This window comes from Pseudorhizobium sp. NPDC055634 (assembly GCF_053618655.1).
Genome location: NZ_JBSHHW010000003.1, coordinates 200,793 through 225,142, shown reverse-complemented (window position 1 = coordinate 225,142; position 24,350 = coordinate 200,793). Strand labels below are relative to the sequence as shown.

Below are 24,350 nucleotides of genomic sequence, written 5' to 3'. Positions count from 1 at the left end.
TGAAACAGCCGTGGCTGAGGACAAAAGTCGCTAGCAAAGTTCGATAGCACTAACATAGTGTTTAATCCCACCCGAACAAGGCCCGGGGGAAAATAAATACCGGCGTCGTCTTTTGACGGCATTGCCGGCCCCTTTGAGGGCCGGCAATTCTACATCCCAATATCTTACTCGGCCGCCTCCGCATACTCGCTCATCGGCGGGCAGGTGCAGACGAGGTTTCGGTCGCCGTAGACATTGTCGATGCGGTTGACGGGCGACCAGTATTTGTCGACCCGGAAGGAGCCCGGCGGGAAGCAGGCCTGTTCGCGGCTGTAGGGCCGGTCCCATTCGCCGACCAGGTCCTCCACCGTGTGGGGGGCGTTCTTCAGCGGATTGTTCGACTTGTCCGCCCGGCCTTCCTCGATGTCTCGGGCCTCCTCGCGTATCGCCAGCATGGCATCGCAGAAGCGGTCGATCTCGGCCTTGGTCTCCGATTCCGTCGGCTCGATCATCAGCGTACCGGCAACCGGCCAGCTCATGGTCGGGGCATGGAAGCCGCAGTCTATGAGGCGCTTGGCGATGTCGTCGACGCTGACGCCTGCCGAGGCGTTCAGCGGGCGCGTGTCGATGATGCACTCGTGGGCGACCCGCCCGTTCGCGGACTTGTAGAGGACGTCGTAGGCGCCCTTCAGCCGCGCGGCGATGTAGTTGGCGTTGAGGATCGCGACCTTGGTTGCCTGCGTCAGGCCTTCTCCGCCCATCATCAGGCAGTAGGACCATGAAATCGGCAGGATCGACGGCGAGCCGAAGGGTGCGGCGGAGACCGCCCCGTCACGACCATCCGATGCGACATGGCCGGGCAGGTAAGGCGCCAAATGCGCCTTGACGCCGATGGGCCCCATGCCCGGACCACCGCCTCCATGCGGAATGCAGAAGGTCTTGTGGAGGTTGAGGTGGGAAACGTCCGAGCCGATATCGCCGGGGCGCGACAGGCCGACCATGGCGTTCATGTTCGCCCCGTCGAGGTAGACCTGCCCGCCGTGCCTGTGGGTGATCTCGCAGATCTCCTTCACCGTCTCCTCGAACACGCCATGCGTCGAGGGGTAGGTGATCATGCAGCAGGAGAGGTTTTCCGCGTGCTGCTCGGCCTTGGCGCGGAAGTCGTCGAGGTCGACGTCGCCGTTCTCCCGGGCCTTCACCGGCACGACTTTCATGCCGGCCATCTGCGCCGACGCCGGGTTGGTACCGTGGGCGGAGGTCGGGATCAGGCAGACGTCGCGATGGGTCTCGCCATTGGCGATATGGTAGTTGCGGATGGTCAAAAGGCCCGCATATTCACCCTGCGCGCCGGAGTTCGGCTGCATGGAGAAGGCGTCGTAGCCGGTGATCTGGCAGAGCTTTTCGGACAGGTCGTCGATCATCTCCCGGTAGCCGGCCGCCTGGTCGGCAGGCACGAAGGGGTGGATGTCGGAGAATTCGGGCCAGGTGATCGGCAGCATTTCCGCCGTCGCATTGAGCTTCATCGTGCAGGAACCGAGCGGGATCATCGCCCGATCGAGCGCCAGGTCGCGGTCCGAGAGCCGGCGGATGTAGCGGGTCATCTCGCTTTCGGCGCGGTTCATGTGGAAGATCGGATGCGTCATGTAGGGCGACTTGCGCAGGAGTTCGGACGGCAGCCTGTAGGACGGCTCGAGGTCCGAGACCCTGAAATCGCCGCCGAAGGCGCGCCAGACGGCTTCCAGCGTGGCCGGGCGGGTCCGTTCGTCGAGCGACATGCCGATCCGACTGTTGCCGACCTTGCGAAGGTTCACGCCCTCGGCGACCGCTGCCCGCAGGATCAGTCCCTGCATGTGCCCGACCTCGACGGTGAACGTGTCGAAGAAGGTTTCCGGCTCGACCGTGTAGCCGAGCTTCTCCAGGCCCTTGGCCATCAGCACGGCCTTCTTGTGGACCTGCTGGGCGATGGCCTTCAGCCCGTCGGGTCCGTGGAAGACGCCGTACATCGCGGCCATGACGGCGAGCAGGACCTGCGCGGTGCAGATGTTCGACGTCGCCTTCTCGCGGCGGATGTGCTGCTCGCGCGTCTGCAGCGACAGGCGGTAGGCGCGGTTGCCGCGGGCGTCGACCGAGACGCCGACAAGCCGCCCGGGCATGGCGCGCTTGTGCGCGTCCTTCACTGCCATGTAGGCCGCGTGCGGTCCGCCGTATCCGACGGGCACGCCAAAGCGTTGGGACGATCCGATCGCGATGTCGGCGCCCATCTCGCCCGGCGATTTCAGCAAGGTCAGGGCCAGAAGGTCCGCGGCCATGGCGGCCACGGCGCCGGTCTGGTGGAGGCGGGCGATCAGTCCGGAAAAGTCCCGCACATGGCCATGCGTGCCGGGATACTGGAAGATGGCGCCGAAGACGTCGGCCGGATCGAGGTCGGTGAAGGGATCGCCGACAATGACCGTCCAGCCGAGCGGCTCCGCGCGCGTGCGGATCAGGGCGATCGTCTGCGGATGGCATTCCCTGTCTACGAAGAAGGTAGTCGCCTTGGTCTTTGCCTGGCGCTGGCAGAGCGCCATGGCTTCCGCCGCGGCCGTTGCCTCGTCGAGGAGCGAGGCGTTCGCCACATCGAGGCCCGTGAGGTCGCAGATCATCGTCTGGAAGTTCAGGAGCGCTTCCAGGCGACCCTGCGAGATTTCCGGCTGATAGGGCGTATAGGCGGTGTACCAGGCGGGGTTTTCGAGGATGTTGCGCTGGATCACCGGCGGGGTGATCGTGCCGTAATAGCCCTGTCCGATCAGCGAGACGAGAACCTGGTTCCTGTTTGCCGTCTCGCGCAGCTTGTCGAGCGCCTCGCGCTCTGTCAGCGGCGCGCCCCATGCAAGCGGCTCGGTCTGGCGGATGGAGGAGGGCACGGTCGCGTCGATCAGCCTGTCCAGGGTCGGATAGCCGATGACCTTGAGCATTTCCGCCATCTCCGACGGCGACGGGCCGATGTGCCGGCGGTTGGCGAAATCGTAAGGCTGGTAGTCGGTGAAGTGGAAATCGGTGGAGTCGGTCATCCGATCAGGTCCTTGTAGGCCGATTCGTCAAGCAAAGCATCGGCATCGGAAGGGTTCTTTAGCTTGAGCTTGAAGAACCAGCCCTTGCCCTGCGGATCGGAATTGACGATGGACGGGTCGTCGACGATGGCCTGGTTGACTTCCGTCACTTCGCCGTCGAGCGGACAATAGACGTCCGATGCCGCCTTGACGCTCTCGACGGTGGCGGCGTTGCCATCCCTGGAAAGCTCGGCTCCCACTTCCGGAAGCTCAACGAAGACGAGGTCGCCGAGTTGCTCGGCGGCGTGGGTGGTGATCCCGACCGTCGCGATATCGCCCTCGAGCTTCAGCCATTCGTGTTCGGCAGTAAATTTCAGCATTGTTCTCTCCGGAAGTTTTTTCAGCGTTTGTAGGTGGGCTTGATGAAGGGAAGCGCGGTGACCGTCAGCGGCAGGTACTTGCCGCGCACCTCGGCGAAGACGCGGGTGCCGGGTTCGGACAGCGGGGCGGGGACATAGCCCATCGCGACCGGCCCCTCGACGGACGGACCGAATGTGCCGGACGTGACCTCACCGACCGGTGACTCGGGGGAATCCTCCGCATAGAGGATCGCGTGGGCCCGCACGGGCGCCTTGCCTTCCGGCTTCAGCCCGACCCTGCGGCGGGCGGGTCCCTGCGCCAGTTCTTCCTCGATGCGCGTTGCCCCGGGGTAGCCCCCGGCTCTCTCTCCGCCCGGACGCCGGACCTTCTGGATGGCCCAGTCGAGCGAGGCTTCGATCGGCGACGTGGTGGTGTCGATGTCGTTGCCGTAGAGGCAGAGGCCGGCTTCCAACCGTAGCGAATCGCGGGCGCCGAGGCCGATTGCCTCGCAATCTGGATGGGCGAGCATGGCCCGGGCAAGTTCCTCCGCCTTGCCGGCCGGAACGGAAATCTCGAAGCCGTCCTCGCCGGAATAGCCGGAGCGCGAGACGATGCAGGGGGCGCCGACGATCGTCGCATCCTGCACGTCCATGAATTTCATCGCCGTCGCGCCCGGCCAGAGAGCGGCGAGAACCGCCTCCGCCTTCGGGCCCTGCAGGGCGAGCAGCGCCCGGTCGTCGAGCAGGGCGACGTCGCAACCCGGCATGTTCGCCTTCATATGGGCGACGTCCTGGTCCTTGCAGGCGGCGTTGACGACGACGAAGAGATGATCCCCGCGGTTGGTGATCATCAGGTCATCGAGAATGCCGCCATTGTCGCCGGTGAAGAAGCCGTAGCGCTGGCGGCCGGGCTTCAGGCCGAGGATGTCGACCGGCACGAGCTTCTCGAGGGCGAGCGCCGCATCCTGCGGCGCTCCGGACGTCGCGGTGACGATCACCTGTCCCATGTGGGAGACGTCGAAGAGACCGGACGCGGCGCGCGTATGCAGGTGTTCCTTCATCACGCCGAGCGGATATTGCACCGGCATGTCGTAGCCGGCGAACGGCACCATCCGGGCGCCGAGCGACAGATGCAGCGCATGCAACGGGGTGTGCTTGAGGGCAGGGGCCTGATCCAAGAATGCCTCCAGGTGCGTCATGGACGCGTAAGCTCATTTGAGGGCGCGGTCGCGCCTGGTTCATGAGCCCCCTCTGTCCTTTTCGCCTGAGATTGTTATCCCTTCGGCGTGCCGCGTCTTTCGACGGGCCTCTCTCCAGAGTCCTGCTAGGCCGTTCGCTGGTCCTTTTGCCTGAGAGTTTCCGGGGCGGTTGCTCCTTCGGCACCGCAGTCAAGCGGCTTCTCCCAACGATCGTGGCCACCATTATCCGTGGGGCAAGGAGCTTGGCAAGCGCTATCCTTGGCCATCCGGAAGATTCTCGGGGACTGCCTGGCGGGCCGCCAAGGGCAGTAAGCGAGGATGATTTGCTCTTTGTCGGCTGGTAGGGTAATCGGCATCGAGCCTCCGGTGAGGGATATGATGGTTTTTCGGAGCCCCGTCTTGACGAACACGCTGCGCATCCTGTGCGCGGTCGCGTTCCTGTCGCTGGGCTTCAGCCACCAGCCGGTCCACGCCGGAATACCGGCGGACGCGCAGAGCGAAGCCTACCGGCTGCCCGATGGAAGCTTTGCAGACATCTGCGCCGACCACGGCGAGCAGGCGACCCAGGGGTCACACGGGGACAAGAGCCTTCGTCCCTCTTGCGAAGCCTGCCTTCTCGCAGCCTCCGTCATCCTGCCACCGCCGGCGGATGGGCTCGGCGTACCGCTGCCGCGGCCGTTCCTTCTCAATCCTCCCAAGGTCGAATCCCTCCGCGTGGGCTTTACCGCGCTGGCGCGCGCGAGTTCGCGGGCGCCGCCCTTGTCGATCTGATCAACGACGAATTCTCATCAGATCAATTTATCCGGTCCTGCTGCCAGCGTGCGCGTCCGGAAAGGGATAGAAGACCATGACCACCCTCAAGACCGTAAAGCTGTCGGCTCTTGCCGTTCTCGCCGCCGCCGGGACCGCGCAAGCCCACGCGACTTTCACCAGCGCCACCGTGACCGCCGAAGGCTATGCACTGATGCAGTTGCAGGTGCCGCATGGCTGCGCCGGAATGGCGACGAACGAGGTCCGCATTGAATTGCCGGAAGGCTTCGTCTTCGCAAAGCCGCAACCGAAGCCCGGCTGGAAGCTCGAGATAATCCGGGACGAATACCAGAAGACCTATGACGATCACGGCAAGAAGGTGAGCGCCGGGCCGGCGGAGATCCGCTGGAAGGGCGGCGAACTGCTCGACGAGCATTACGACACCTTCGTCATTCAGGGGAAGATTTCCGGCGTCGCCCCTGGAGCGGAGCTTGCCTTCCCGACCGTCCAGCTTTGCGGCAGCGACGGGCGTGTCGCCTGGACGGAGGTCGCCGCGCCCGGACAGGATCCCCACGGCCTCAAGAACCCCGCGCCCGTCGTCAGGGTCGTAGAGAACAAGGAACACGCGCATGCGGGTGGCCCTTCGCCTGCAAAGGTGGGCGACATCGTCCTGGAAGGGGCCTTCACCCGGGCGATGCTTCCGAACCAGCCGGTCGGCGGAGGATTTGTCACGATCCGCAACGAAGGCGGCGCCGATCGCCTCGTCTCCGCGGCCTCCCCAGCCGCCGGAACCGTCGAAATCCACGAGATGGCGATGGAAGGCGAGGTCATGCGGATGCGCAAGCTCGAAAACGGCATCGACCTGCCGGCCGGCGAGACCGTCGAACTGAAGCCCGGCGGGCTGCACCTCATGTTCATGCAGGTGAAGACGCCCTTCAAGGAAGGAGACAGCATCCCCGTGACGCTGACCTTCGAGAAGGCCGGCAGCGTCGACGTCATCTTCCCGGTTGGGGGCGCCGCGCCGACCGGGCACAAGCATCACTGACGCGGCCAGCGGTCCAAGACCTCGTCTATTGAAAGGCCGTCGTCTCGCTGAGGCGGCGGCCTTTTCGATTTCAGGCGTGAACGAATGTCCCGCGACCAAGTGCGGGACTGCACCGATAGCTCTCCGGGCCACCCTGCTTCGATCATGCGCGCGCTGCAAACGGATCCGCAAAGAAAAAACCCGCCGGCGAGGCCGGCGGGTTGATCATTGAAGGTGGAGCAGCTTGGAGGCCGCCCCGCTCAGGGATAGCGGTCAGCTGAACCGTCCGGCGGCATGGGCAAGCATGGTGTAGACCTTGCCGGTGTCGGAGGTCAGGTAGCTCTGCGTAACAGACTTGTCCCGGTCCGTCCGCGCGACGTCGGCGAGAAGCTTCTCGAAGTCCCCGATGTAGCGGTCGACGGCCGTGCGGAATTCAGGCTCCCGCTCGTACTTGCGCTTGATCTCGTCGAAGGTCTGCTGGCCCTTCAGCGTGTAGAGACGGCGCGTGAAGACGTCGCGCTCGCCACGCTGGTAGCGGCGCCAGAGATCGACGGATGCGTCGTGATCGATGGCGCGGGCGATATCGACGGACAGCGAGTTCAGCGATTCGACCATATGGCGCGGATTGCGGCTGTCGCCACCACCACGGACGCCGGCCTGCTCGGCCGGACGGGACGTCGGAGCGCGGGAAGCTGCGTCCGAGGCGTTCTCGCGCGAGGCGCCCCTCAGCAGGTCGCTGATCCAGCCGCCTTCCTGGCCCCGCGCTGCGGGTTCAGCAGGACGGGCCGGGGTAGACGGGCGGTCGAAATTGAGGCTGCCTCGCAGGCCGGTCTCGTTGCCACCGCGTATGGCCGGTGCCGGCTGGGCCGGCAGCGCCGCTGCCGCCTGGGCACGGGGCGCGGGTTCGGCCTGAGGGAGGGTCGAGGCACGGACCGGAGCAGGCTGTGACACTTCGAGTGCCTGTGCAGAACGGCCGACCAGTTGCGACAGGTCCTGCAGCGCCTTGATCTGCTCGGAGACGGCACGCCGCATCGCCGCGGCGTTTTCCTTGGCCTCCTCTGGCAGGTCGAATGCGCCGCGCCGAAGTTCCGCGCGGGTGCTGTCCAGTTCCTCGCGGATCTGTTCCGCCGAGCGGCGAATCTCGTCCGTTGCGCCCGAGAAGCGGCCGACGGCCTCGTCCACCGACTTGCGAAGCTGTTCGCGCAGGTGGGCGGCGGCGCTGTCGGAGCGGCTGGTCGCGTCGGCGAGCATGCGCTCGACATCCGTCAGCGAGCCTTCGACGCCGCTGCGGATACGTTCCGAGAGCCCGCGGGCGCGCTGTTCGGCATTGTTCATCGTGGCGTCGACGGCGCGGCTCGCCTCCTCGCTTGCACCGAGGAGAGCGCTGCGCATGGCGTCGGCGGTCACGTCGGCGCGCTGCTGGGTCTCGCCGAGCGTGCGGCCGATGTCCGCGAATGCGCCCTGGAGACTTTCGCGCAGATGCGCGGCGACCTGCGAGGAGCGGCCCTCGGCCCGTTCGAATGCGCCTTCCACGAGGGCGGCGAGATTGCGCATCGTGCCCTCGATCTCCTCGGACCGCTTGACGAGGCCGACGGAGAGGCTGCGAAGGGCGGTCTGGCGCTCGTCCAGCGTATTGGCGAGGTTGGACTGCGCCGCTCCCAGGAGTTCGGACGCCTGGGCGAGGACCTTGGAGTGGTCGTCGAACCGTCCGACGATACCGCCGACCTGGTTGAGCGTCTGGCCGGAGATATTGGCCAGCCGGTCGATGTTGTTTTCCAGGAGACGGCTTGAGCCGGATACCATGTCCGCGGCGTGAGCAGCGGATTCGGAGAAGAGCGTGGCGGTCGTGCCCAGCCTCTCGTCGACGCCCGAAAGGCGCTCGAGGGCCTGGTCTGCCGCGGCTGCGAGATCCTGCGAGGCCCGCTCGACGAGGCTCGAAATCCCGGAATTGCTGTCGGCAAGACGATCGATCAGCGAGTTGACGCTGCCCGTGAGGCTCCGTTCCACCGACAGCATGGCGCTGGCGGTGTTCTCGGCGCGCTGGGTGATCGCCGACAGGGCCTCGTTCGTGCGGGCGGCGATCGCATCGACGAGCGCGTCGTTTTCGCTGCGAATGCGGTTGCTGTTCTCGCTTGCGGCGGCCACCAGTCGCTCGGTGCTTTCGCGGGCGGCAGAGGCAATCTGGTCAGCTGCAGAACGGCTGGCCTCGCTGTATTGCTCGACGACCGGGCGTGCCTCTTCCTCGATGAGGCGGGCAAGCTCCGTCGTGCGGCTCGACAGCATGGAGTTGAGGTCGCGGGTGCGGCTGTCGAGTGCGGAGCGGATGGCATCGCCGCGGGCGGCGAGCGCCTTGTCCACGGCTTCCATGGCGGCCTGCAGGTCGGTCGCCGTTTCGGCGAGCGTGCCGCGCAGCGAACCGCCGCGCTGCTGGAGGGCCTCCTCGGCCTCGGTGAGAGCCTCGGAGATCGCCGTCACCTGCTTCTTGACCAGGGCATCGGCTTCCGAAACCTTGTTCACGATGGCATTGCCGGCTTCCGAGAACGCCTGTGCGACCGTTGCTGCCTGGCCTGCGAGGCGGGTCTGCGTCTCCGAGATGCGGTTGACGATCTCGCTCGACCGCTCCTCGACAGAACGGGTGAACTCGGCGTTGCGCTGGGCGAGCCCTTCGGTGAACTCGGAGCCGGTGCGGCTCAGCGTTTCCGCCGAGCGCATCGCCTCGTCGTCCATTCCCGCCGCAGCCGCGCTGACGGCCTCGCGGAGGGTCGCGGCAAGACCTGCAGCCTTGCCTTCGATCGTGCGAGTAACGGCGTCAAGGCCGACCGACAGCGCACGGTCCATGGTCGAAAGGCGCTCGTCGAGACGAGCGGCGCCGCTGTCCATGGCGCCGGAGATGCGGTCGTGGGCGTCCGTGCTGATCCGCTCCAGTTCGGCGGTCCGCTGTGCCAGCGTCTCGCCGATGTCGCGACCGGCGCCGTCCACCAGTTCGGTGACGCTGGCAATCTCGTTGCGGATGCGCGCCTCGAGGCCTCCGAACGTCGCCTCGACCTTGTTGCCGGTCGCCCCGAGGGCGGCCTCGACACTGCCGATCGTCTGCTCGAGGCGGCCGGAGAGGTCTTCGGCCGAAAGGCTGATTTCCCGCGCTGCCTCGTTGAGGCGCCCGGCAATGACCCCGGCCGTGGTGTTCAGTCGCTCTTCCAGGTCCGCTCCGGCGCCGTCGAATGCGGTGCGGAGGGCTTCCTGCTGGCTCTCCAGTGACATTTCCAGCATGCCGGCGCTCGTGGCGAGCGTCGTGCCGATCGTCATCACCTGGTCCGACATCAGTTCCGAGATCTGGTCGCGGGTCTGGGCCAGCGCGGTCGAGATCATGTCCGTCCGCTCTTCGATCGTCGTGCGGAAGCGCTCGTAGCCGGCGCCCAGGGTCTGCTCGATCTGCTCATTGGCGGAGGCAACCGTATCGCTGAACTGCTGATGTCCGAGGCCCAGCGTCGCGGCGATGCGCTCCTGGCCGGTGCCGAGCGCCGATTCGATCCGTTCGGCGCCGCCGGACACGGTGTCCTCGAAACGCCGCGCGCCGTCGCCGAGAACATCTCCCATCCGAAGCGAGATCTCGTTGAGCGACTGCTCGATGCGGTTTTCCGCGTCGGCGGCGAGGGCGCCGATCGCGCCGGCCTTCTCGTCGAGAACGCCGGACAGACGGTCTTCACCCAGCGCAAAGGCGGTGCTGATGTCCATGGTCTTGTCGTCGAGCATCTCGCCGATACGCTCGCCGTTCGACGAGATCGCCGCGGCCAGCCGCTCGACGCGACGGTCGAGGCCTTCGCCGAGGCTCTTCTCGCCTTCCTCCATGTGACGGGCGATCAGGGCAGCCCGTTCGTCGAGAATGCCGGACAGGCGTTCCGGGGTGTCCGCCAGATTGGTGAGGATGCCGGTGATGCGGTCCTCGCCAAGCGCGAAGGCCGTGCTGATCTCCAGCGTCTTGTCGTCGAGAAGTTCGGTGATGCGGTCGCCGGTCGCGGAGAGCGTGCGTGCGAGTTCCTCCGTGCGGCGGTCGAGGCCGGAGCCGAGGCGTTCCTCGCCGTCCTGCAGGTGGCGCGCAATCGTGGCGGCGCGCTCGTCCAGCAGGCTGGCGAGCTTCTCCGGTGCGTCGCCGATGACCGATTCGATGGCGGCCGTCCTGCTTTCGAGAGCCTCGGCGAAGCGTTCCTGTCCGGTCTCGAGGGCGGCGATGACGGATTCCGAGCGTTCGCCGACGGCGCGTTCGAACTTGCCTTGCGTCTCGTTCAGGGCACCGATGAGGGCCGTGCTGCGTTCGGAGAGGACTTCGTCGATCGCGTCGCGGCTCGTGCCTATCGCGCCGGTGATTTCGCTGGTGCGCGCAGCGAGGGCTTCGCTGAATTCGCGGCTGCGGTCTTCCAGGATGGAATCGAGAACGTCCTGGCCCGTGCCGAGCGTGGTGGCGAGCGCCAGCGACTGTTCGGTCAGCGTATTGCCGATCTGGGCGATGCTGCTGCTGAGGATGCCTTCGATCGAGTCGGAACCGCTCGCGACGGTCTCGTTGATGCGCGCGAGGCTGTCCATCAGCTTGCTGTCGAGGCTGCCGGCCCGCTGGTCGAAGGCCGTGGTGAGCGCGTTGAGCCCGTCGTCGAAGGTGGTGCTGAGCTGGCCGACGGTGGCCTGCAGGCGCTCCTCGAAAAGGCCGGAGCGCAGGTCGAGGTCCATGATAGCGTCGTCTGCGGCGGTCTTCAGGCTCTGCCTGAATGCGCTGCCCTTGTCGTCGAGCGCCCTGTTCAGCGACGTGATCACCGCCTCGAGAGAACCGGTGATGGAGCGTTCGCCCTCCGACAGCCCGTCGGTGATTTCGCGGGTCCGGGCGACAAGCGTCTCGTTCAGCTGGCGCGTGCGGTCGGCGAGCGCCGCATTCAGGCGCTCGGTGCTGGCGTCGAGGGTGGAGGCGCGCGTCTCGAACTCGCCAAGCAGCGCCTGGCCGCGGTGGGCGAGCGTCATCGACAGGTTTTCGAGGCGGTTGTCGAACTCGTTGGCAAGCGCGATCCCGGACGAGCCGAGCGTCTGCACCAGGTCGTCGGCCTTGGCGGCGAGCAGCGAACCCAGCGCCTCGCCGGCGGCGTTCGTCTTTTCCGTCAGGGCTGCGGCGCGCGTATCGATCATCGAGGCGAAGGCTTCGCCGGAGGTCGCCAGTCGTACCGCAATTTCCTCCGTCGCAAGCGACAGCTCTTCCTTGAGCTGTTCGTGTGCGCCGACGATGGACGAACGGATGCGTTCGGCGTGATTGACGATGGCATCACGTTCGGCGCCCAGTTCGTGGACCAGCCCGCGCACGCGCAATTCATTGTCGGTGTAGCTGCGCTCAAGCGCATTGACTTCGGAGTGGACGAGCGTCTCGAGTTCGGTTGCGCGCGCAATCGTGCGCTCGATCCCCTCGTTCATGGCGGAGACTTCGCGCCGGACGGCCTGGCCAACGGTCATGATCCGTTCGGAGGCGACGGTCTCGGGCTCCGACAGGCGCAGCGCCACTTCGGCCATGGAACGCGCGGCGTTGCGCATGTCCTGCGCACGGGCCATCATCGTCGCGAAGGCGAAGAAGAGAAGGATCGGCACGACGATGCCGACGATGATCGCGACGAGACCGGGCATGGCAACGAGCCCGCCGACCGAACCGGACGACCACAGCTGAGCACCATAGAGAAGTTGCGCCAGGCCAAGACCGCCGATCGCCCAGAGGACGGAAACGATCGTCGCGTTTCGGAGTGCGCTGCGCATCGTGCCGCCTTCGAGCGTCTTGAGCAGGTTCACGGAACTGCGGCGGCTGCCGTCGTTCGCAGGCTCGAACACGGGTGCGCGCGCCGCCGGTTCCGCCGTCGCGGAGCGGGGAGGGGTCGCCGGGGTCTCGCCGCGCGGCGGGGATGGACGCTGCTTGCTATCAGACACTCTGGCCTCCGAGGCAGAGGATGCAGGCTTCCGACGTATCGTCTCCTGATCCTCGATGAAGTCGATCTTCAACGCGTCTTCCAGTGCCTGGAAGGCCGTTTCGTCCATCGACTCGCTGCTGGTCTTCTTCGCCATGCGGTTACGCCTCGCTACATACTCGCCCGGCCATCCCGTCCTGTTCGCCCGCCCTGCAAAACGAAGAAGAGACACTGCCTGCCGGAAAGCCCCGCCTTCATGGCGTCGGCATTTCCCGTTTCACTTACTCTCGAACAGCCTTGTTCCAAACGGATGATAAGGAATGCTTACCATCCGGCCATCCACGGACGCGGGAGCGGACTCCCGCCTTTCCACCTGTATTGTAGTGGCACATCTGAGGTGTCTAAACAATTCGGACCCGTGGAGGCGCCAAAAAGCCCAATCCGGTTGTTAACAGGATTTAAACCATAAGACCGGCGAAAAGTCCCGTAAAACAAGCATCTTAGCGTAAATTAACCATAGCTTGAGATTCAAGTGGCCGATTGCGGTCTGTTAACGCCATGGCGCCGGTTTGGCTGCACGATGGCTGAAATCGCATCGTTCAGGATCATTGTCACCCATGGCCGCCATCGCAATCGCCTTCGAAGCTCCTCAGACCCGGCGTGCGCTCTCGCCATCCCGGTCACGCCCGATAGACCTCGTCCACCTCGCCCGCCAGACGACGGGAGACAAGGGAACCGAGCTTGAAATCCTGCAGACGTTCGCGCGGCAATCCCGTAGGGCGCTGCTGGAAATGAGCAGCGGCGACATGCCCGCAATCCTCGCGGCCGCTCGTCTGCTGAAAGGGGCGGCATCCGCAGTCGGCGCGTTCACGGTGGCCGACCTTGCGATGCGGATCGAGGAGAAGGGGGCCGATGCGGCCTCGATGGCAAAGATCAGCGCCGCCATCATCGAGACGGAGAACTTCATCCTGAAGCTCTGCCGATAGGAAGAGCCACCATTGCAGCATCGGGCAGGCAAACCTATGTTGACTGCCTGGCGGATCTGTTCGATGAGCAGGCTCGCTCCTCCAGACTGTTCTTACCGGAATTCCTGATCATGACGAAACTGACCATCGTCGCCTTCGACGGAACGCGCTTCGATATCGATGCGAGCAACGGATCGACGGTGATGGAGAATGCCGTCCGCAACTCGGTGCCGGGCATCGACGCCGAGTGCGGTGGCGCCTGTGCCTGTGCGACCTGCCATGTCTATGTGGACGAAGCCTGGACCGATACCGTCGGCGCGCCCTCCGCGATGGAGGAAGACATGCTCGACTTCGCGTATGACGTCAGGCCGACCTCGCGGCTTTCCTGTCAGATCAAGATGAGCGACGAGCTCGACGGGCTGGTCGTCAACGTGCCCGAACGGCAGGGCTGACGCCCCGGGACGGATCGGGGGCTAGCCGCCGTTTTCCCCCAGCCGATACTTGAGTAGCCGCATCATCCGGTTGTCGAAGTTCTTCGATTCGACCACGTCGAACCGCATCTGGTCGCGGTCATGGGTTTCGAGCACGCGCTTGGTGACCGCGCCGACCTTCTTTTCCAGTTCCTGGCACGTGCGGGCGGAGCGGAGGGCGCGCAGATCCCGCTCCAGCGTCCGAGCGTAGCTGCGGGCGATTTCCGCGTGGCGTTCCTCGTGCCGCTTGATGTCGGCGGACAGGGTGTCCCAGATGAAGCGCAGGTTCTTGTCGGCGGCGCGACGGTTCTTCCATCGCGGCAGGATGAGGTTTGTCTTCAGGGTGACCTTCACGTCGCCGACGGAACACTCTTTCCCGCGCTCGACATAGGTGACCTCTCCACCGAACTTGATTTCCGTCGCGCCGGGATGGCGATGACCGCTCGCACTGGTCATCGGACCACGCCTCTCCAGTTCGCGATCGAGAGCTTCCGCGGTCCTTCCTCCGATCGAGAAGTAGCCGTAGGTCTTGCTGATCATGGGCTCCGCCGATGCCACGGAGGAGAGCAGGCACACCGCAGCCAGCCCGCCGATAACGCGACGGATAGATGGAATCAGCAACATTCTGGGGCCTGCTTAGATTGAACTTGAGGTGAGCTTGGGGCATAGCCGTCGGCAGCGCAACACAGAGGCAGAAAAATTTGCGTTACTCCCGTAAGGCCGATCCAGCAGCGAAGACGCCCGGTTCCCGAATCTGGCGAGTCGGCGGCGGACGTCTCCTCGAACTGGGCAACAACGGCCATATCATGGCCATCGTCAATGTTACGCCGGATTCGTTCTCGGACGGCGGCCTGCACGAGGGGCTCGAAGGTGCCGTCGCGCACGGACTTGCCTGCGTCCGGGACGGCGCCGCGATCCTCGACATCGGCGGCGAGTCGACCAGACCGGGTGCAGCAGCCGTCAGCGCGGCCGAGGAGCAGGACCGGGTGATCCCGGTCATCGAGCGGCTGGTCCGGGAGACGGACGCATTGATCTCTGTCGACACCTATCGCGCCGAGACCGCCCGTCTGGCGATCGCCGCAGGCGCGCATATCATCAACGACGTCCACGGGCTGCAGCGCGAGCCGGCGATCGCGTCGGTCGCTGCGGAGACGGGGGCGGGGCTCTGCATCATGCATACGGGACGGGGCCGGGAAGGCGACGTGGCGGCGGATGTCGTGGAAGACCAGCGGGCGTTCTTCGACCTTTCGCTCGCGATCGCAGACGAGGCCGGGGTAGCGCCCGAAGCCATCGTCCTCGATCCAGGCTTCGGGTTTGCCAAGGACGCGGACCAGAACCTTGAACTCATGGCACGGTTCGGCGAACTGCGCGACATCGGCTTCCCGTGGCTCATCGGCACGTCGCGCAAGCGCTTCATCGGAACGGCGACCGGCCGGGACATTGCCGCGGAACGGGATGTCGGCACGGCGGCGACCACGGCAATCCTGCGGCTTGCGGGGGCTGCGATCTTCCGCGTCCACAACGTTGCTACAAACCGCGACGCGCTCGGCATCGCGGATGCCTTGCTGCGGGCTCATGCAGAGGAGACTCCACGATGAGCACCTATATGATCACCCTCAAGAACTGCGCATTCTTCGCGCGCCACGGCGTCCATGCGGAAGAGAACCGGCTGGGGCAGCGCTTCTTCGTCGATGCCGAGATGGAGGTCGAGGCCGGTGACGTGCTGGTCACGGATCGGGTCGAGGACACGGTCGATTACGGCGTCGCCTTCACGCTCATCGAGACGATCGTCACGGGAAGCCAGCGCCGCCTGATCGAGACGCTGGCCATGGATGTGGCCATCGCGCTCTGCGAGCGCTTTCCGCAGGTCGTCAGGGCCGTGATAACGGTCCGCAAGCCGAGCGCGCCCATCCAGGGCGTCCTTGATCATGCGGAAGTGCGCGTTGAACATCGGCGCTGACGAAGTGGTGACGGCAGCACTCGGGCTCGGCGGAAATCTGGGCGATCCGCCCGCGGCGATGGCGGAGGCCTTGCGGCGTCTCGACGCGCGGGCGGACTGCTCGGTCTCCGCCGTCTCGCGGCTCTACAAGACCCCGCCCTGGGGCAAGACGGATCAGGCCGACTTCTTCAACTGCTGCGCCCTCCTGGAGACATCGCTCGAGCCGGAGATGCTGCTGCATGTCTGCCTGTCGATCGAGCAGAGCATGAAACGGGAGCGTATCGAGCGTTGGGGACCGCGGACGATCGATATCGACATCCTCACCTACGGCGATCGCACCGCAGGAAGCGAGCGGCTCTCGCTGCCGCATCCGAGAATGACGGAAAGGGTGTTCGTGCTCGTTCCGCTCGCGGAGATCGCGCCTGGAATAAAGGTGTCCGGCCGGCGCATTTCGGAATGGCTGGACCGGGCGGACAGCGGAGGCATCCTGCCGGTGAGCGAGAACCGGGACTGGTGGAGAGTGGCCTAGCGGATCGACCCGACGGCAAGCTGGTCCAGGTCGCGATCGAGCGTCAGCCCGATCACCGGGATCATCTCGTCGTCGACCTTGACCGAGATCGTGATGTTCATGGTGTTCGGATCGCGCAGGCTTGCAACCATTGCCCCGTTCAACTGGGCGCGGTTGATGCCGACGACCACCTTGTCGCCGTTGACGGCGCCGGAGACGATGTCGAGCCCCTTGCCGTCGGCGCCATCCAGGAACTTGCCCTTGTAGCCCTTGCCGTTCTGCGTGATCACGGCCGACATCGGCTGCTTGAAGACGCCGACCCTGCAGGTGCCGTCCAGCTTGATTCCGGCTTCTGCGTCGGCGACCGACTCGCCGATCAGGCTGCAGTTGAACTTCGTGCCCTTGTACTTGCCGGCGACGATTTCGCCCGGGCCTTTCCAGGTTCCGGCGACGGACTGGAAGAAGGCCTTGTCGCGCGGTGCCGCGGATGCGTCGGGGGCCATGGCGGAGTCGGCGGCAAATGCGGCGGCGAGGCCGCCGATCACGGAAAAGATGCGCAGGTACATGGTGCTTTCCTAGGCGAGTGCCAGCTCGTTTTCGAGCGTTCACCATAGCTTCGGAATGGTTAACGAGTGGTATCCGAGGTGTGCCCAGACGGCTATCGCAACCGGTCCTCTGCGTCATTGTCGCGGCCGAACGGCGCGAGGTCGGCAAAGAAGTCACCGACACCCGGCCGCCTCACGGCGCGGAAGGGAAGCGGACGGCAGAGGTCCATGGCCGCAATGCCGATGCGGGCCGTGAGAAGCCCGTTGATCACGCCTTCGCCGAGGCGCTTGGAGAGCTTGGCGGCGACGCCGTGCCCGAGAACCTGCTGCGCCAGGCCATCGCCCACGGCAATCGATCCGGTGACGGCCAGATGCGCCACGACATCGCGCATAAGCCTGACGAGGCCGAGCGTTCCCGGCCTGCCGCCATAGAGTTCCGCCATGGCGCGGATCAGGCGCGAAACCTCGAAGACGACGTATGCAAGATCGACGATCGCCCGCGGGCTGACCGCGGTGACGATCGACACGCGCTTGGAGGCGTGGAGGATGAGGGCGCGCGCACGCCGGTCGAGCGGCGAGAGCAACTCCCGTTCGGCAAGCTCGATCAACTGCGGCCCGTCGATGATCTCGTCCTTCGTCGCGTCGATGACGGCCCGTCCCCTGGCCGTCTCGGGCCGGTGGGAGAGGAGGCGGGTGAGGGTAGACACGACGGCGCGGGCGGGCCCGGGAAGAGGTGCGGCTGCAGCCTCCTCGGCCTCGACCTTGAGCGTCTGCACGGCCGAAAGGCGCATGAGGCCGTAGACCTCGCGGCCGACGACGATCGCGACGGCCAGGAGGCCGATCGCGAGCGCCGAGAGAGCTGCGTAGCCGAGCCAGTCGGACCGCGCGAAGAGGTCACGCACGACGCTGTCGGCCCACAGGCCGAAGGCGAGGGAGAGAAACGTGCCGAATGCGGCGAGCGCCACGTTGGCGAAGGAAAAGCGCCGGCGGGTTCGCGGTTCGGCAACCGGTATGTCCCGCTCGGCAAGTTCCGGCGGCGTCAGGAAGGGATCGTCCTCGTCCGGCGTCAGGAGCACGTTTTCCTCGAAGCTTCGCGGCGGCCTGGGGGCGGAAGCGGTGCGGGTGCCATCCTCTTCGATATCAAATGCGCCCGGGCGGCGTCCGTTCTTGTCCGATGTCGTCATGCCAGACGGTCCCCCAGAAGAAACTGCATGGCGCGGTCGAGGCGGATATGCGGGACCGAGAGCTTCAGGCCGCCGCTCGTCTCCTCCAGCGCAGGCGGGCGGAAGCGAATGAAGTTGATCTCCGGGTATTCGGGCGGGCCGCCGTCCGGCCCCGTGAACAGGCGTTCTGGATCGGAGGGAAGGTCGCCCGGGAAGACGGCGGTCTTGCGGTGGCCGTCGAACACGTCGGTCCCGATCTTCTCGCCGGCCATCGGCGTCCCGACGATGACGGGAAGAACATGGCCGCCTTCGTTGACGGTCGCCTCGCGGGTGGCCCGCACCGATGCGATCGCCATCACCTCGATGCCCGCTCCTGCCATGCCGATGCGCTGGATGGCGCGGTCGACAAGCCGCGCGGTGATGCGTTCCAAGCGGTCGTGGCTCTCGTGGTGGAGATGGTCGGCCTTGGTAGCGGCGACCAGGACCTTGTCGATCCGCCGGCCGAGCAGCGACGACAGGAGGCTGTTGGTTCCCGGGCGGAAGCAGGCGAGCACGTCACCCAGCGCACGCTCGAGATCATGGACGGCCTCCTCGCCGCGGTTGATCGCCTGAAGCGCATCGATCAGCACGATCTGCCGGTCGAGCCGGGCGAAGTGCTCCCGGAAGAAGGGCTTCACCACCACCGACTTGTAGGCCTCGTACCGGCGCTCCATCATCGCGCGAAGAGACCCTCTCGGCGCGCGATCCTCCGAGGCATGGGGCAGGGGGGAAAAGGTGAGGGCGGGGGAGCCTTCGAGATCGCCCGGCATCAGGAAGCGGCCCGGTGGAAGCGTGGAGAGCGACCGTTCGTCGGACTTGCAGGCCTTCAGGTAGGCGGCGAAGGTTTCCGACAGGCGCCGGGCGGTCATCTCGTCGCCCGGCGCATCTGGATCGACACTTTGCGCGAGGGCGAGCCATTCCCGGGAAAGCTCGGCGCGGATGCCGGTGGTGGCGAGATCCACGGTGTTGGCGCTGAACGTGCGGTAGTCCTGGCCGAGAAGGGGAAGGTCGAGCAGCCATTCGCCCGGGTAGTCGACGATGTCGATCGAAAGCCGGCCGGGCGAGAACAGCCGGTTCCAGCCGCTCGCGCTCTGGTAGTCGAGGGTGATCCGCAGTTCGGAGATGGCGCGGGTCGAATCCGGCCAGACCCTTTCCCTGACAAGCGCCTGGATGTGATCCTCGTACTGGAACCGCGGGATCGCGTCATCGGGCTGCGGCTCCAGCCGGACCCGCGAAACGCGGCCGGAACGGACGGGCTCGAACAGGGGGAGCCGTCCGCCGTTCAGGAGATTATGGACGAGCGAGGAGATGAAGACCGTCTTGCCGGCGCGCGAAAGGCCGGTCACCCCGAGGCGCACGGTCGGGTTCACGAGGGAAGAGGCCCTGTCCGCGAGGTTGTCGATTGCGATTCGTGCGTCGTCGGTGAGGCTGGTCAGCGAAGGCGGCAAGGTAGCATCCCTTTGTTTGCGCCTATATAGGGGCGCCGCCGCCGGGATGAAAGAAGCCCGGTCAGGCCGTCACGAAGTCCAGGAGGCCCCAGTATCTGTCGCCGGCGGTGGCGGGGCGTTCAAGCACGGCAAGCCCTGCGGTCGGGTAGCCTGTCGGGATCACGGCCGCCGTGGTGTCTGCGCCGGCAAGCCTTTCGAATACTTCCTCGATCGTCGGGTTGTGCCCGACGAACATCAGCGAACCCGCCTCGTTCGAAGCAGCGATCATCTCCAGATAGACGTCGAGCGGCGCATTGTAGAGTTCGTCGACGAAAAGGACGTCGAGGTCTTCTCCGAGCGCGCGTCGCATCGCGTCGGCAGTCTGGCGGCAGCGCAGAGCAGTCGAACTGACGAGGCGGGAAGGGTGGTAGCCCCGGTCGAAGGCTTTTTCCGCAACGATCTCGGCTTCCGCATACCCCTCGTCGTCCAGCGGCCTGTCGAAATCCCGCTGGCCGGGCTGTGCCCAGCCGGAGCGCGCATGACGCAGCAGATAGACGCGGGTGAGAGGCTGGAAGATCATGGTAACAAGGGCCCGAGGAGCGATTCCGTCGATGGGTAGCCGCGAGCACATGTTACGTCAACCGTGACCATGGTCGCCAACGTCGCCCCGGGCGGCGGGGACACGCCGAAGACAGTAATTGTAACAGGCGAAGAATAAACTGGTTAAATACTAGGCGCTTAGCTCAATATTGCGACAGTCTAAAAAATACTGTGAAGGCGCGTAACAGGCTTGAACCGCAGTAGGCGATTGGGATATAGAGCGCGCCTTGAGATGTTCTTCGGGAGAATCGCGTTGAGTGAGAAGATCGATCTTAGCAATTATGTGCTCTCGGAAGACGATGAGTTCATGAATGCCAACCAGAGGGCGTATTTCAGGGCGAAGCTCATCGCCTGGAAAAACGACATCCTCCGGGAAGCGCGCGAGACGCTGGACCATCTCGCGGAAGAAAGCGCAAATCACCCCGACCTCGCCGATCGGGCCTCTTCGGAGACCGACAGGGCGATCGAGCTCAGGGCACGCGACCGGCAGCGAAAGCTGATCGCCAAGATTGATGCGGCCATGCAGCGTATAGAAGACGGCACCTACGGTTTCTGCGAGGAGACCGGCGAGCCGATCGGCCTGAAGCGTCTGGACGCCCGCCCGATCGCAACCTTGTCGATCGAAGCGCAGGAGCGGCACGAGCGTCGCGAAAAGGTCTATCGCGACGAATAAACGGGTTCACCATTGGTGGATCGAAAGGGCGCGGGCGACTGCGCCCTTTCTCGTTTCCGGTGCCGGTGGCCGGTCACCCGCCGGTGACGCTCATGTGACGCGCCACGGCGGGGCGATTGTGGTCGCGGTCGATGATGAAGTCGTGGCCTTTCGGCTTCCGCAGGATGGCCTCATCGATCGCAGCCGAGAGATAGGCATCGTCGTCGGAGGCGCGCAAAGCGGTGCGCAGGTCCGCGGCGTCGTTCTGGCCGAGGCACATGTAGAGCGTGCCCGTGCATGTCAGGCGGACACGGTTGCAACTCTCGCAGAAATTATGCGTCATCGGTGTGATGAACCCGAGCCGTCCACCCGTTTCGGCGACCTCCACGTAGCGCGCCGGGCCGCCTGTCTTGAACGGGATGTCGGTCAGCGTGAACTGCTGTTCCAGATCGCTGCGGAGCTTCGAAAGCGGCAGGTAGCGGTCCGTGCGGTCTTCCTCGATCTCGCCCATCGGCATCGTCTCGATGACCGTCAGGTCCATGTCGCGCTCATGGGCCCAGCGCAGCATGGTCGGGATCTCGTATTCGTTGAAGTCCTTGAGGGCGACCGCATTGAGCTTGACGCGCAGCCCCGCCTTGCGAGCGGCGTCTATGCCCTCCATGACCTTGCCGAGATCACCCCAGCGGGTGATCGCGCGGAACTTGTCGGGATCGAGCGTGTCGAGCGAGACGTTGATGCGCCGCACGCCGCAATCGTAGAGTTCGGCGGCAAAGCGGGCGAGCTGGGAGCCGTTGGTGGTGAGCGTCAGTTCGTCCAGCTGTCCCGTCTCTATATGGCGGCCCAGCGTCCGCACGAGGTGCATGATGTTCTTGCGCACCAGCGGCTCGCCGCCGGTCAGGCGCAGCTTGCGCACGCCCTTGGATATGAAGGCGGAACAGAGGCGGTCCAGTTCCTCGAGGGTCAGCAGGTCCTTCTTCGGCAGGAAATTCATGTTCTCCGCCATGCAATAGGTGCAGCGGAAATCGCAGCGATCGGTCACCGAGACGCGCAGATAGGTGACAGCACGACCGAACGGGTCGATCATCGGTGTCGTCTCCGCCGCGAGGGCGCGGGCATTGCCGAGCTGTCCTGCCAGAGTGTTCACAGCTTCTCCTCCTGAATGATCAAAGTGGGCGGCTATCTCATTCGCGTCAAGGGTGAAAGTCCGCTTGCGGTGGCACAGGCCAGTCTCTAGTTCTCATGAGACCGCTGAATGGAGTGCTGAGACGATGACGGGGACCTGGCCGACGGAATTGCGGGTATCGAAGGACCGCCGGATGCTGCATGTCACCTTCGACGACAACGTGTCCTATCCGCTGCCAGCCGAGATGCTTCGGGTGCTGTCGCCCTCGGCGGAAGTCCAGGGCCACGGGCCGGGCCAGAAGGTGACGGTCCCCGGAAAGCGGAATGTCGCGATCAGCAGCCTTACTCCAACGGGCAATTATGCGGTGCGGATTGGCTTCGACGACGGTCACGGCAGCGGCATCTATACCTGGCTCTATCTGCGCGAGCTCGGGGAGAAGGGGCAGTCACTTTTCAGCGATTACGAACGGGAACTGGCGGAAAAGGGCCTGAGCCGCGACCCCATCCGGTAAATTCCCTTCGTCACGCTAGTCGTCGCCATCGTCTCCGATGTCGGACTGGAGTGCCGCGACGACGCGCTCCATGTTGGCGCCCATTGCTAGGCACTCCTCGATCGGGGTCGCCGACAGGATACGCTCGATCAGCGCCGTCTGGATAATCATCCCATCTTCCGCCACCCGTCGCCCCTCCGTCGTCAGGAAAAGGCGGAGCACGCGCTTGTCCCGCTTGTCTCCACGACGCTCGATCAGGCCGCGACGCTCCATGTGCGGCAGGGTCATGCTGATGTTGGAGCGTCCGACGAGCAGCTTATGGGCCAGTTCCTGCTGGGTGATGCCCTCGAAGCGGTAAAGGTTGACGAGAATATCGAGATGCGGCGGCTTGATGTCGAGCGGCGAAAGCCCGCGCGTCAGGGCCGTCTGCATCAGCTGGCAGGCGCGGGCCACGGCAATCCAGCTCTTGAAGCGCGGATGCTCCCAGGGGAGGGATTGATTTTTGTTCATTCTTGTACTTTATTGTTCATGGTTGAACATAATGAGCGTGCTCCCACAATGACACCGATCGCACTCAAGGTCATCCGCCCCGTTTTCCGCCTCGGCGGAAGGTATGCCCCCAAGCTGACGGCGCGCCTCGCCTTCGAACTCTTCTGCCGCACGCCGTCGCGCCGACCCGCGGGGCCCAAGGCGCGTCAGGCTCACGCGGAGGGCCGAAGGCGACTCGCGTCCGCGGAAACGATGCCGTTTCACGCGGGAAAGGCAAGGGTAATGGCCTATCGCCTTTCGGGCGGCAGTCGAGAGACGGGCAAGCGTTTCCTTGTCGTGCACGGCTGGGGCTCATCGGCGGCCTACATTTCCACGCTTGCCGCGGGTCTTGCCTCGGCCGGCGACGAGGTCGTGGTTCTGGATTTCCCGGGCCACGGGCTTTCCGGCGGGCGACGCCTCAACATGCGCATGGCTGTCGAGGCGATCGTCGAAGCGGAACGGCGCTTCGGACCATTCGACGGAGCGGTCGGGCATTCGTTCGGAGGCGCCAGCCTGATGCTTGCGGCCGGCGGCATCATGTCGGGGATTAAGGCTTTCTCGCCCGGGCGACTTGCGGTGATCGGCGCGCCGAGCAGGATCGAATGGCTGTTCGAAGACTTCGCGGATGTGCTCGGCCTGAGCGACGCGACGCGCCGGGCCCTGGTTCGCCATGCCGAAACCGTCGCCGGAGCCGCGCTCTCGGACTTCGACTGCGTTCCGATTGGGCATCGGCTCGGCGAGCGGCTGCTCGTGGTGCATGCGGAAGACGACAAGGAAGTCGATGCCGATCACGCTCGGCGCTTTGCGACGGTACCCGACGTGAATATCCACTGGGCGAACGGCCACGGTCACCGCCGGATCATCGGCGTGCTGGAGGTGATCGGCCACGTGAGTGATTTTCTTAAGGGAGCAGGAGACGAGGAAAGCACAAGCACCGCTGCCTGACGTTGATCGGGAATGCCTGGCGTCGTAGGTTGCGCCCGGGTTCCCAAAGCAGGCAAGGTAGCGACCACATGACGATCATCCGCACGATCGACGATCTCAGGCAGATCTACACCGACGTCTCGGAAGCGGCGATCGCCAAGGTGACGAGACTGCTGACGCCGGAATACCGGTTGATGATCGAGTCCGCGCCCTTCATCGCCCTGGCGACTGTCGGTCCGGAGGGACTGGACTGCTCGCCCCGGGGCGACGCCGCGAACTGCGTCCGCGTCCAGGACCCCAGCACGATCCTGCTTCCGGACTGGCATGGCAACAACCGCGTCGACTCGCTGATGAACATCGTGCGCGATCCGCGGGTTGCGCTGATGTTTCTCACGCCGGGATCGAGCACGGTGATGCGCGTGAACGGCTCGGCTGTCGTCTCGGTCGAGCCCTCCCTGCTGGAGAGCTTTGAGACGGAGGGGAGCCATCGTCCCCGCTCGGTGGTCGTCATCACGATCGGCGAAGTCTACTTCCAGTGCGCCCGGGCGATCATGCGTGCCCAGCTCTGGAACCCCGAACGGTTTGTCGATCCTGCAACCCTGCCGACGCCAGGCGCCCTGCTGAAGGCGGCAAAGGAAGGGTTCGACCAGGCGACCTACGACCGCGACTGGCCCGGACGCGCCGCGACGACCATGTGGTAGCGCCGCGCTGCG

22 protein-coding genes and 2 riboswitches are annotated in these 24,350 nt (G+C 65.3%); of the genes, 11 read left to right on the top strand and 11 right to left on the bottom strand.

Features of this window, described 5'->3' with window-relative positions; all coding sequences use genetic code 11:
* Positions 1-164: 164 nt before the first annotated feature.
* The 3 genes from gcvP to gcvT are packed head-to-tail and all read right to left on the bottom strand — an operon-like array spanning position 165 to position 4,545.
* Positions 165-3,029, bottom strand: a complete 2,865-nt coding sequence (gene gcvP, locus ACWGPT_RS06220) for an aminomethyl-transferring glycine dehydrogenase (protein WP_452604726.1) — start codon at positions 3,027-3,029, stop codon at positions 165-167.
* A complete protein-coding gene (gene gcvH, locus ACWGPT_RS06215; RefSeq protein WP_452604725.1) occupies positions 3,026-3,388 on the bottom strand; it encodes a glycine cleavage system protein GcvH in 363 nt (120 codons plus the stop codon). The genes gcvP and gcvH overlap by 4 nt, the downstream gene beginning before the upstream one ends.
* A gap of 20 nt (positions 3,389-3,408) precedes the next feature.
* Complete coding sequence (gcvT, locus tag ACWGPT_RS06210; RefSeq protein WP_452604724.1) at positions 3,409-4,545, bottom strand: glycine cleavage system aminomethyltransferase GcvT; 1,137 nt, start codon at positions 4,543-4,545, stop codon at positions 3,409-3,411.
* A 63-nt stretch (positions 4,546-4,608) separates the two neighbouring features.
* Positions 4,609-4,694, bottom strand: a riboswitch (glycine riboswitch).
* A riboswitch (glycine riboswitch) is annotated at positions 4,695-4,782 on the bottom strand.
* 183 nt (positions 4,783-4,965) lie between these two features.
* Between gcvT and ACWGPT_RS06205 the strand changes: the two genes are divergently transcribed.
* Together ACWGPT_RS06205 and ACWGPT_RS06200 are read left to right on the top strand one after the other, a co-directional pair.
* Positions 4,966-5,337, top strand: a complete 372-nt coding sequence (locus tag ACWGPT_RS06205) for a hypothetical protein (RefSeq protein WP_452604723.1) — start codon at positions 4,966-4,968, stop codon at positions 5,335-5,337.
* A gap of 76 nt (positions 5,338-5,413) precedes the next feature.
* Complete coding sequence (locus ACWGPT_RS06200) at positions 5,414-6,361, top strand: copper chaperone PCu(A)C (RefSeq protein WP_452604722.1); 948 nt, start codon at positions 5,414-5,416, stop codon at positions 6,359-6,361.
* Positions 6,362-6,613: 252 nt separating this feature from the next.
* On the opposite strand, the gene ACWGPT_RS06195 is transcribed toward ACWGPT_RS06200, so the two are convergent.
* On the bottom strand, positions 6,614-12,421 hold the full coding sequence (locus ACWGPT_RS06195; RefSeq protein ID WP_452604721.1) for an apolipoprotein A-IV repeat region-like domain-containing protein: 5,808 nt from the start codon (positions 12,419-12,421) through the stop codon (positions 6,614-6,616).
* 460 nt (positions 12,422-12,881) lie between these two features.
* On the opposite strand from ACWGPT_RS06195, the gene ACWGPT_RS06190 reads away from it, so the two are divergent.
* Positions 12,882-13,250 (top strand): Hpt domain-containing protein, encoded by a 369-nt coding sequence (locus ACWGPT_RS06190; RefSeq protein ID WP_452604720.1) that lies wholly within the window; start codon positions 12,882-12,884, stop codon positions 13,248-13,250.
* 110 nt (positions 13,251-13,360) lie between these two features.
* Positions 13,361-13,681 carry a 2Fe-2S iron-sulfur cluster-binding protein gene (locus tag ACWGPT_RS06185; RefSeq protein WP_452604719.1) on the top strand — a complete coding sequence of 107 codons (321 nt, stop codon included), beginning with the start codon at positions 13,361-13,363 and terminating at the stop codon, positions 13,679-13,681.
* A gap of 21 nt (positions 13,682-13,702) precedes the next feature.
* On the opposite strand, the gene ACWGPT_RS06180 is transcribed toward ACWGPT_RS06185, so the two are convergent.
* Positions 13,703-14,323, bottom strand: a complete 621-nt coding sequence (locus ACWGPT_RS06180; RefSeq protein ID WP_452604718.1) for a DUF922 domain-containing Zn-dependent protease — start codon at positions 14,321-14,323, stop codon at positions 13,703-13,705.
* A gap of 182 nt (positions 14,324-14,505) precedes the next feature.
* On the opposite strand from ACWGPT_RS06180, the gene folP reads away from it, so the two are divergent.
* The 3 genes from folP to folK are packed head-to-tail and all read left to right on the top strand — an operon-like array spanning position 14,506 to position 16,167.
* Positions 14,506-15,297: a dihydropteroate synthase gene (gene folP, locus ACWGPT_RS06175; protein ID WP_452604717.1), complete on the top strand. Its 792-nt coding sequence runs from the start codon at positions 14,506-14,508 to the stop codon at positions 15,295-15,297.
* Complete coding sequence (gene folB / locus ACWGPT_RS06170; protein ID WP_452604716.1) at positions 15,294-15,659, top strand: dihydroneopterin aldolase; 366 nt, start codon at positions 15,294-15,296, stop codon at positions 15,657-15,659. Before folP ends, folB begins: the two co-directional genes overlap by 4 nt.
* Positions 15,643-16,167: a 2-amino-4-hydroxy-6-hydroxymethyldihydropteridine diphosphokinase gene (folK, locus tag ACWGPT_RS06165; protein WP_452604715.1), complete on the top strand. Its 525-nt coding sequence runs from the start codon at positions 15,643-15,645 to the stop codon at positions 16,165-16,167. The genes folB and folK overlap by 17 nt, the downstream gene beginning before the upstream one ends.
* On the opposite strand, the gene ACWGPT_RS06160 is transcribed toward folK, so the two are convergent.
* The 4 genes from ACWGPT_RS06160 to ACWGPT_RS06145 all read right to left on the bottom strand — a co-directional run bounded on the left by ACWGPT_RS06160 (position 16,164) and on the right by ACWGPT_RS06145 (position 19,900).
* Positions 16,164-16,712 (bottom strand): hypothetical protein, encoded by a 549-nt coding sequence (locus ACWGPT_RS06160; RefSeq protein WP_452604714.1) that lies wholly within the window; start codon positions 16,710-16,712, stop codon positions 16,164-16,166. The genes folK and ACWGPT_RS06160 overlap by 4 nt on opposite strands.
* Positions 16,713-16,804: 92 nt before the next feature.
* A complete protein-coding gene (locus ACWGPT_RS06155) occupies positions 16,805-17,875 on the bottom strand; it encodes a YcjF family protein (protein ID WP_452604713.1) in 1,071 nt (356 codons plus the stop codon).
* On the bottom strand, positions 17,872-19,341 hold the full coding sequence (locus ACWGPT_RS06150; protein ID WP_452604712.1) for a YcjX family protein: 1,470 nt from the start codon (positions 19,339-19,341) through the stop codon (positions 17,872-17,874). Before ACWGPT_RS06150 ends, ACWGPT_RS06155 begins: the two co-directional genes overlap by 4 nt.
* A gap of 61 nt (positions 19,342-19,402) precedes the next feature.
* Complete coding sequence (locus ACWGPT_RS06145) at positions 19,403-19,900, bottom strand: SixA phosphatase family protein (protein WP_452604711.1); 498 nt, start codon at positions 19,898-19,900, stop codon at positions 19,403-19,405.
* Between the two features lie 273 nt (positions 19,901-20,173).
* Between ACWGPT_RS06145 and dksA the strand changes: the two genes are divergently transcribed.
* Positions 20,174-20,593 (top strand): RNA polymerase-binding protein DksA, encoded by a 420-nt coding sequence (dksA, locus tag ACWGPT_RS06140; RefSeq protein WP_452604710.1) that lies wholly within the window; start codon positions 20,174-20,176, stop codon positions 20,591-20,593.
* 73 nt (positions 20,594-20,666) lie between these two features.
* Here the strand turns inward: dksA and moaA are convergent, their stop codons facing one another.
* Complete coding sequence (gene moaA / locus ACWGPT_RS06135; RefSeq protein ID WP_452604709.1) at positions 20,667-21,716, bottom strand: GTP 3',8-cyclase MoaA; 1,050 nt, start codon at positions 21,714-21,716, stop codon at positions 20,667-20,669.
* Between the two features lie 124 nt (positions 21,717-21,840).
* Here moaA and ACWGPT_RS06130 point away from each other — a divergent pair, with 124 nt between their 5' ends.
* Entirely contained in the window at positions 21,841-22,206 is a 366-nt protein-coding gene (locus ACWGPT_RS06130) for a gamma-butyrobetaine hydroxylase-like domain-containing protein (protein ID WP_452604708.1), read from the top strand.
* A 15-nt stretch (positions 22,207-22,221) separates the two neighbouring features.
* Here the strand turns inward: ACWGPT_RS06130 and ACWGPT_RS06125 are convergent, their stop codons facing one another.
* Positions 22,222-22,695 (bottom strand): MarR family winged helix-turn-helix transcriptional regulator, encoded by a 474-nt coding sequence (locus ACWGPT_RS06125; protein ID WP_452604707.1) that lies wholly within the window; start codon positions 22,693-22,695, stop codon positions 22,222-22,224.
* A gap of 261 nt (positions 22,696-22,956) precedes the next feature.
* Between ACWGPT_RS06125 and ACWGPT_RS06120 the strand changes: the two genes are divergently transcribed.
* Complete coding sequence (locus ACWGPT_RS06120) at positions 22,957-23,658, top strand: alpha/beta hydrolase (protein ID WP_452604706.1); 702 nt, start codon at positions 22,957-22,959, stop codon at positions 23,656-23,658.
* Between the two features lie 68 nt (positions 23,659-23,726).
* The gene (locus ACWGPT_RS06115) at positions 23,727-24,338 is read left to right on the top strand and encodes a pyridoxamine 5'-phosphate oxidase family protein (RefSeq protein WP_452604705.1); all 612 of its coding nucleotides are present in this window, start codon (positions 23,727-23,729) and stop codon (positions 24,336-24,338) included.
* Positions 24,339-24,350: the final 12 nt, after the last annotated feature.

Bases quoted from the DNA above. Each gene is read 5' to 3' on its own strand.
- ACWGPT_RS06195 (WP_452604721.1), bottom strand. From the start codon at position 12,421: ATGGCGAAGAAGACCAGCAGCGAGTCGATGGACGAAACGGCCTTCCAG.
- ACWGPT_RS06155 (WP_452604713.1), bottom strand. From the start codon at position 17,875: ATGACGACATCGGACAAGAACGGACGCCGCCCGGGCGCATTTGATATC.
- ACWGPT_RS06200 (WP_452604722.1), top strand. From the start codon at position 5,414: ATGACCACCCTCAAGACCGTAAAGCTGTCGGCTCTTGCCGTTCTCGCC.
- gcvP (WP_452604726.1), bottom strand. From the start codon at position 3,029: ATGACCGACTCCACCGATTTCCACTTCACCGACTACCAGCCTTACGAT.
- ACWGPT_RS06185 (WP_452604719.1), top strand. From the start codon at position 13,361: ATGACGAAACTGACCATCGTCGCCTTCGACGGAACGCGCTTCGATATC.
- ACWGPT_RS06190 (WP_452604720.1), top strand. From the start codon at position 12,882: ATGGCCGCCATCGCAATCGCCTTCGAAGCTCCTCAGACCCGGCGTGCG.
- ACWGPT_RS06115 (WP_452604705.1), top strand. From the start codon at position 23,727: ATGACGATCATCCGCACGATCGACGATCTCAGGCAGATCTACACCGAC.
- gcvH (WP_452604725.1), bottom strand. From the start codon at position 3,388: ATGCTGAAATTTACTGCCGAACACGAATGGCTGAAGCTCGAGGGCGAT.
- ACWGPT_RS06180 (WP_452604718.1), bottom strand. From the start codon at position 14,323: ATGTTGCTGATTCCATCTATCCGTCGCGTTATCGGCGGGCTGGCTGCG.
- folB (WP_452604716.1), top strand. From the start codon at position 15,294: ATGAGCACCTATATGATCACCCTCAAGAACTGCGCATTCTTCGCGCGC.
- ACWGPT_RS06125 (WP_452604707.1), bottom strand. From the start codon at position 22,695: ATGAACAAAAATCAATCCCTCCCCTGGGAGCATCCGCGCTTCAAGAGC.
- ACWGPT_RS06120 (WP_452604706.1), top strand. From the start codon at position 22,957: ATGGCCTATCGCCTTTCGGGCGGCAGTCGAGAGACGGGCAAGCGTTTC.
- ACWGPT_RS06160 (WP_452604714.1), bottom strand. From the start codon at position 16,712: ATGTACCTGCGCATCTTTTCCGTGATCGGCGGCCTCGCCGCCGCATTT.
- folP (WP_452604717.1), top strand. From the start codon at position 14,506: ATGGCCATCGTCAATGTTACGCCGGATTCGTTCTCGGACGGCGGCCTG.
- ACWGPT_RS06145 (WP_452604711.1), bottom strand. From the start codon at position 19,900: ATGATCTTCCAGCCTCTCACCCGCGTCTATCTGCTGCGTCATGCGCGC.
- ACWGPT_RS06130 (WP_452604708.1), top strand. From the start codon at position 21,841: ATGACGGGGACCTGGCCGACGGAATTGCGGGTATCGAAGGACCGCCGG.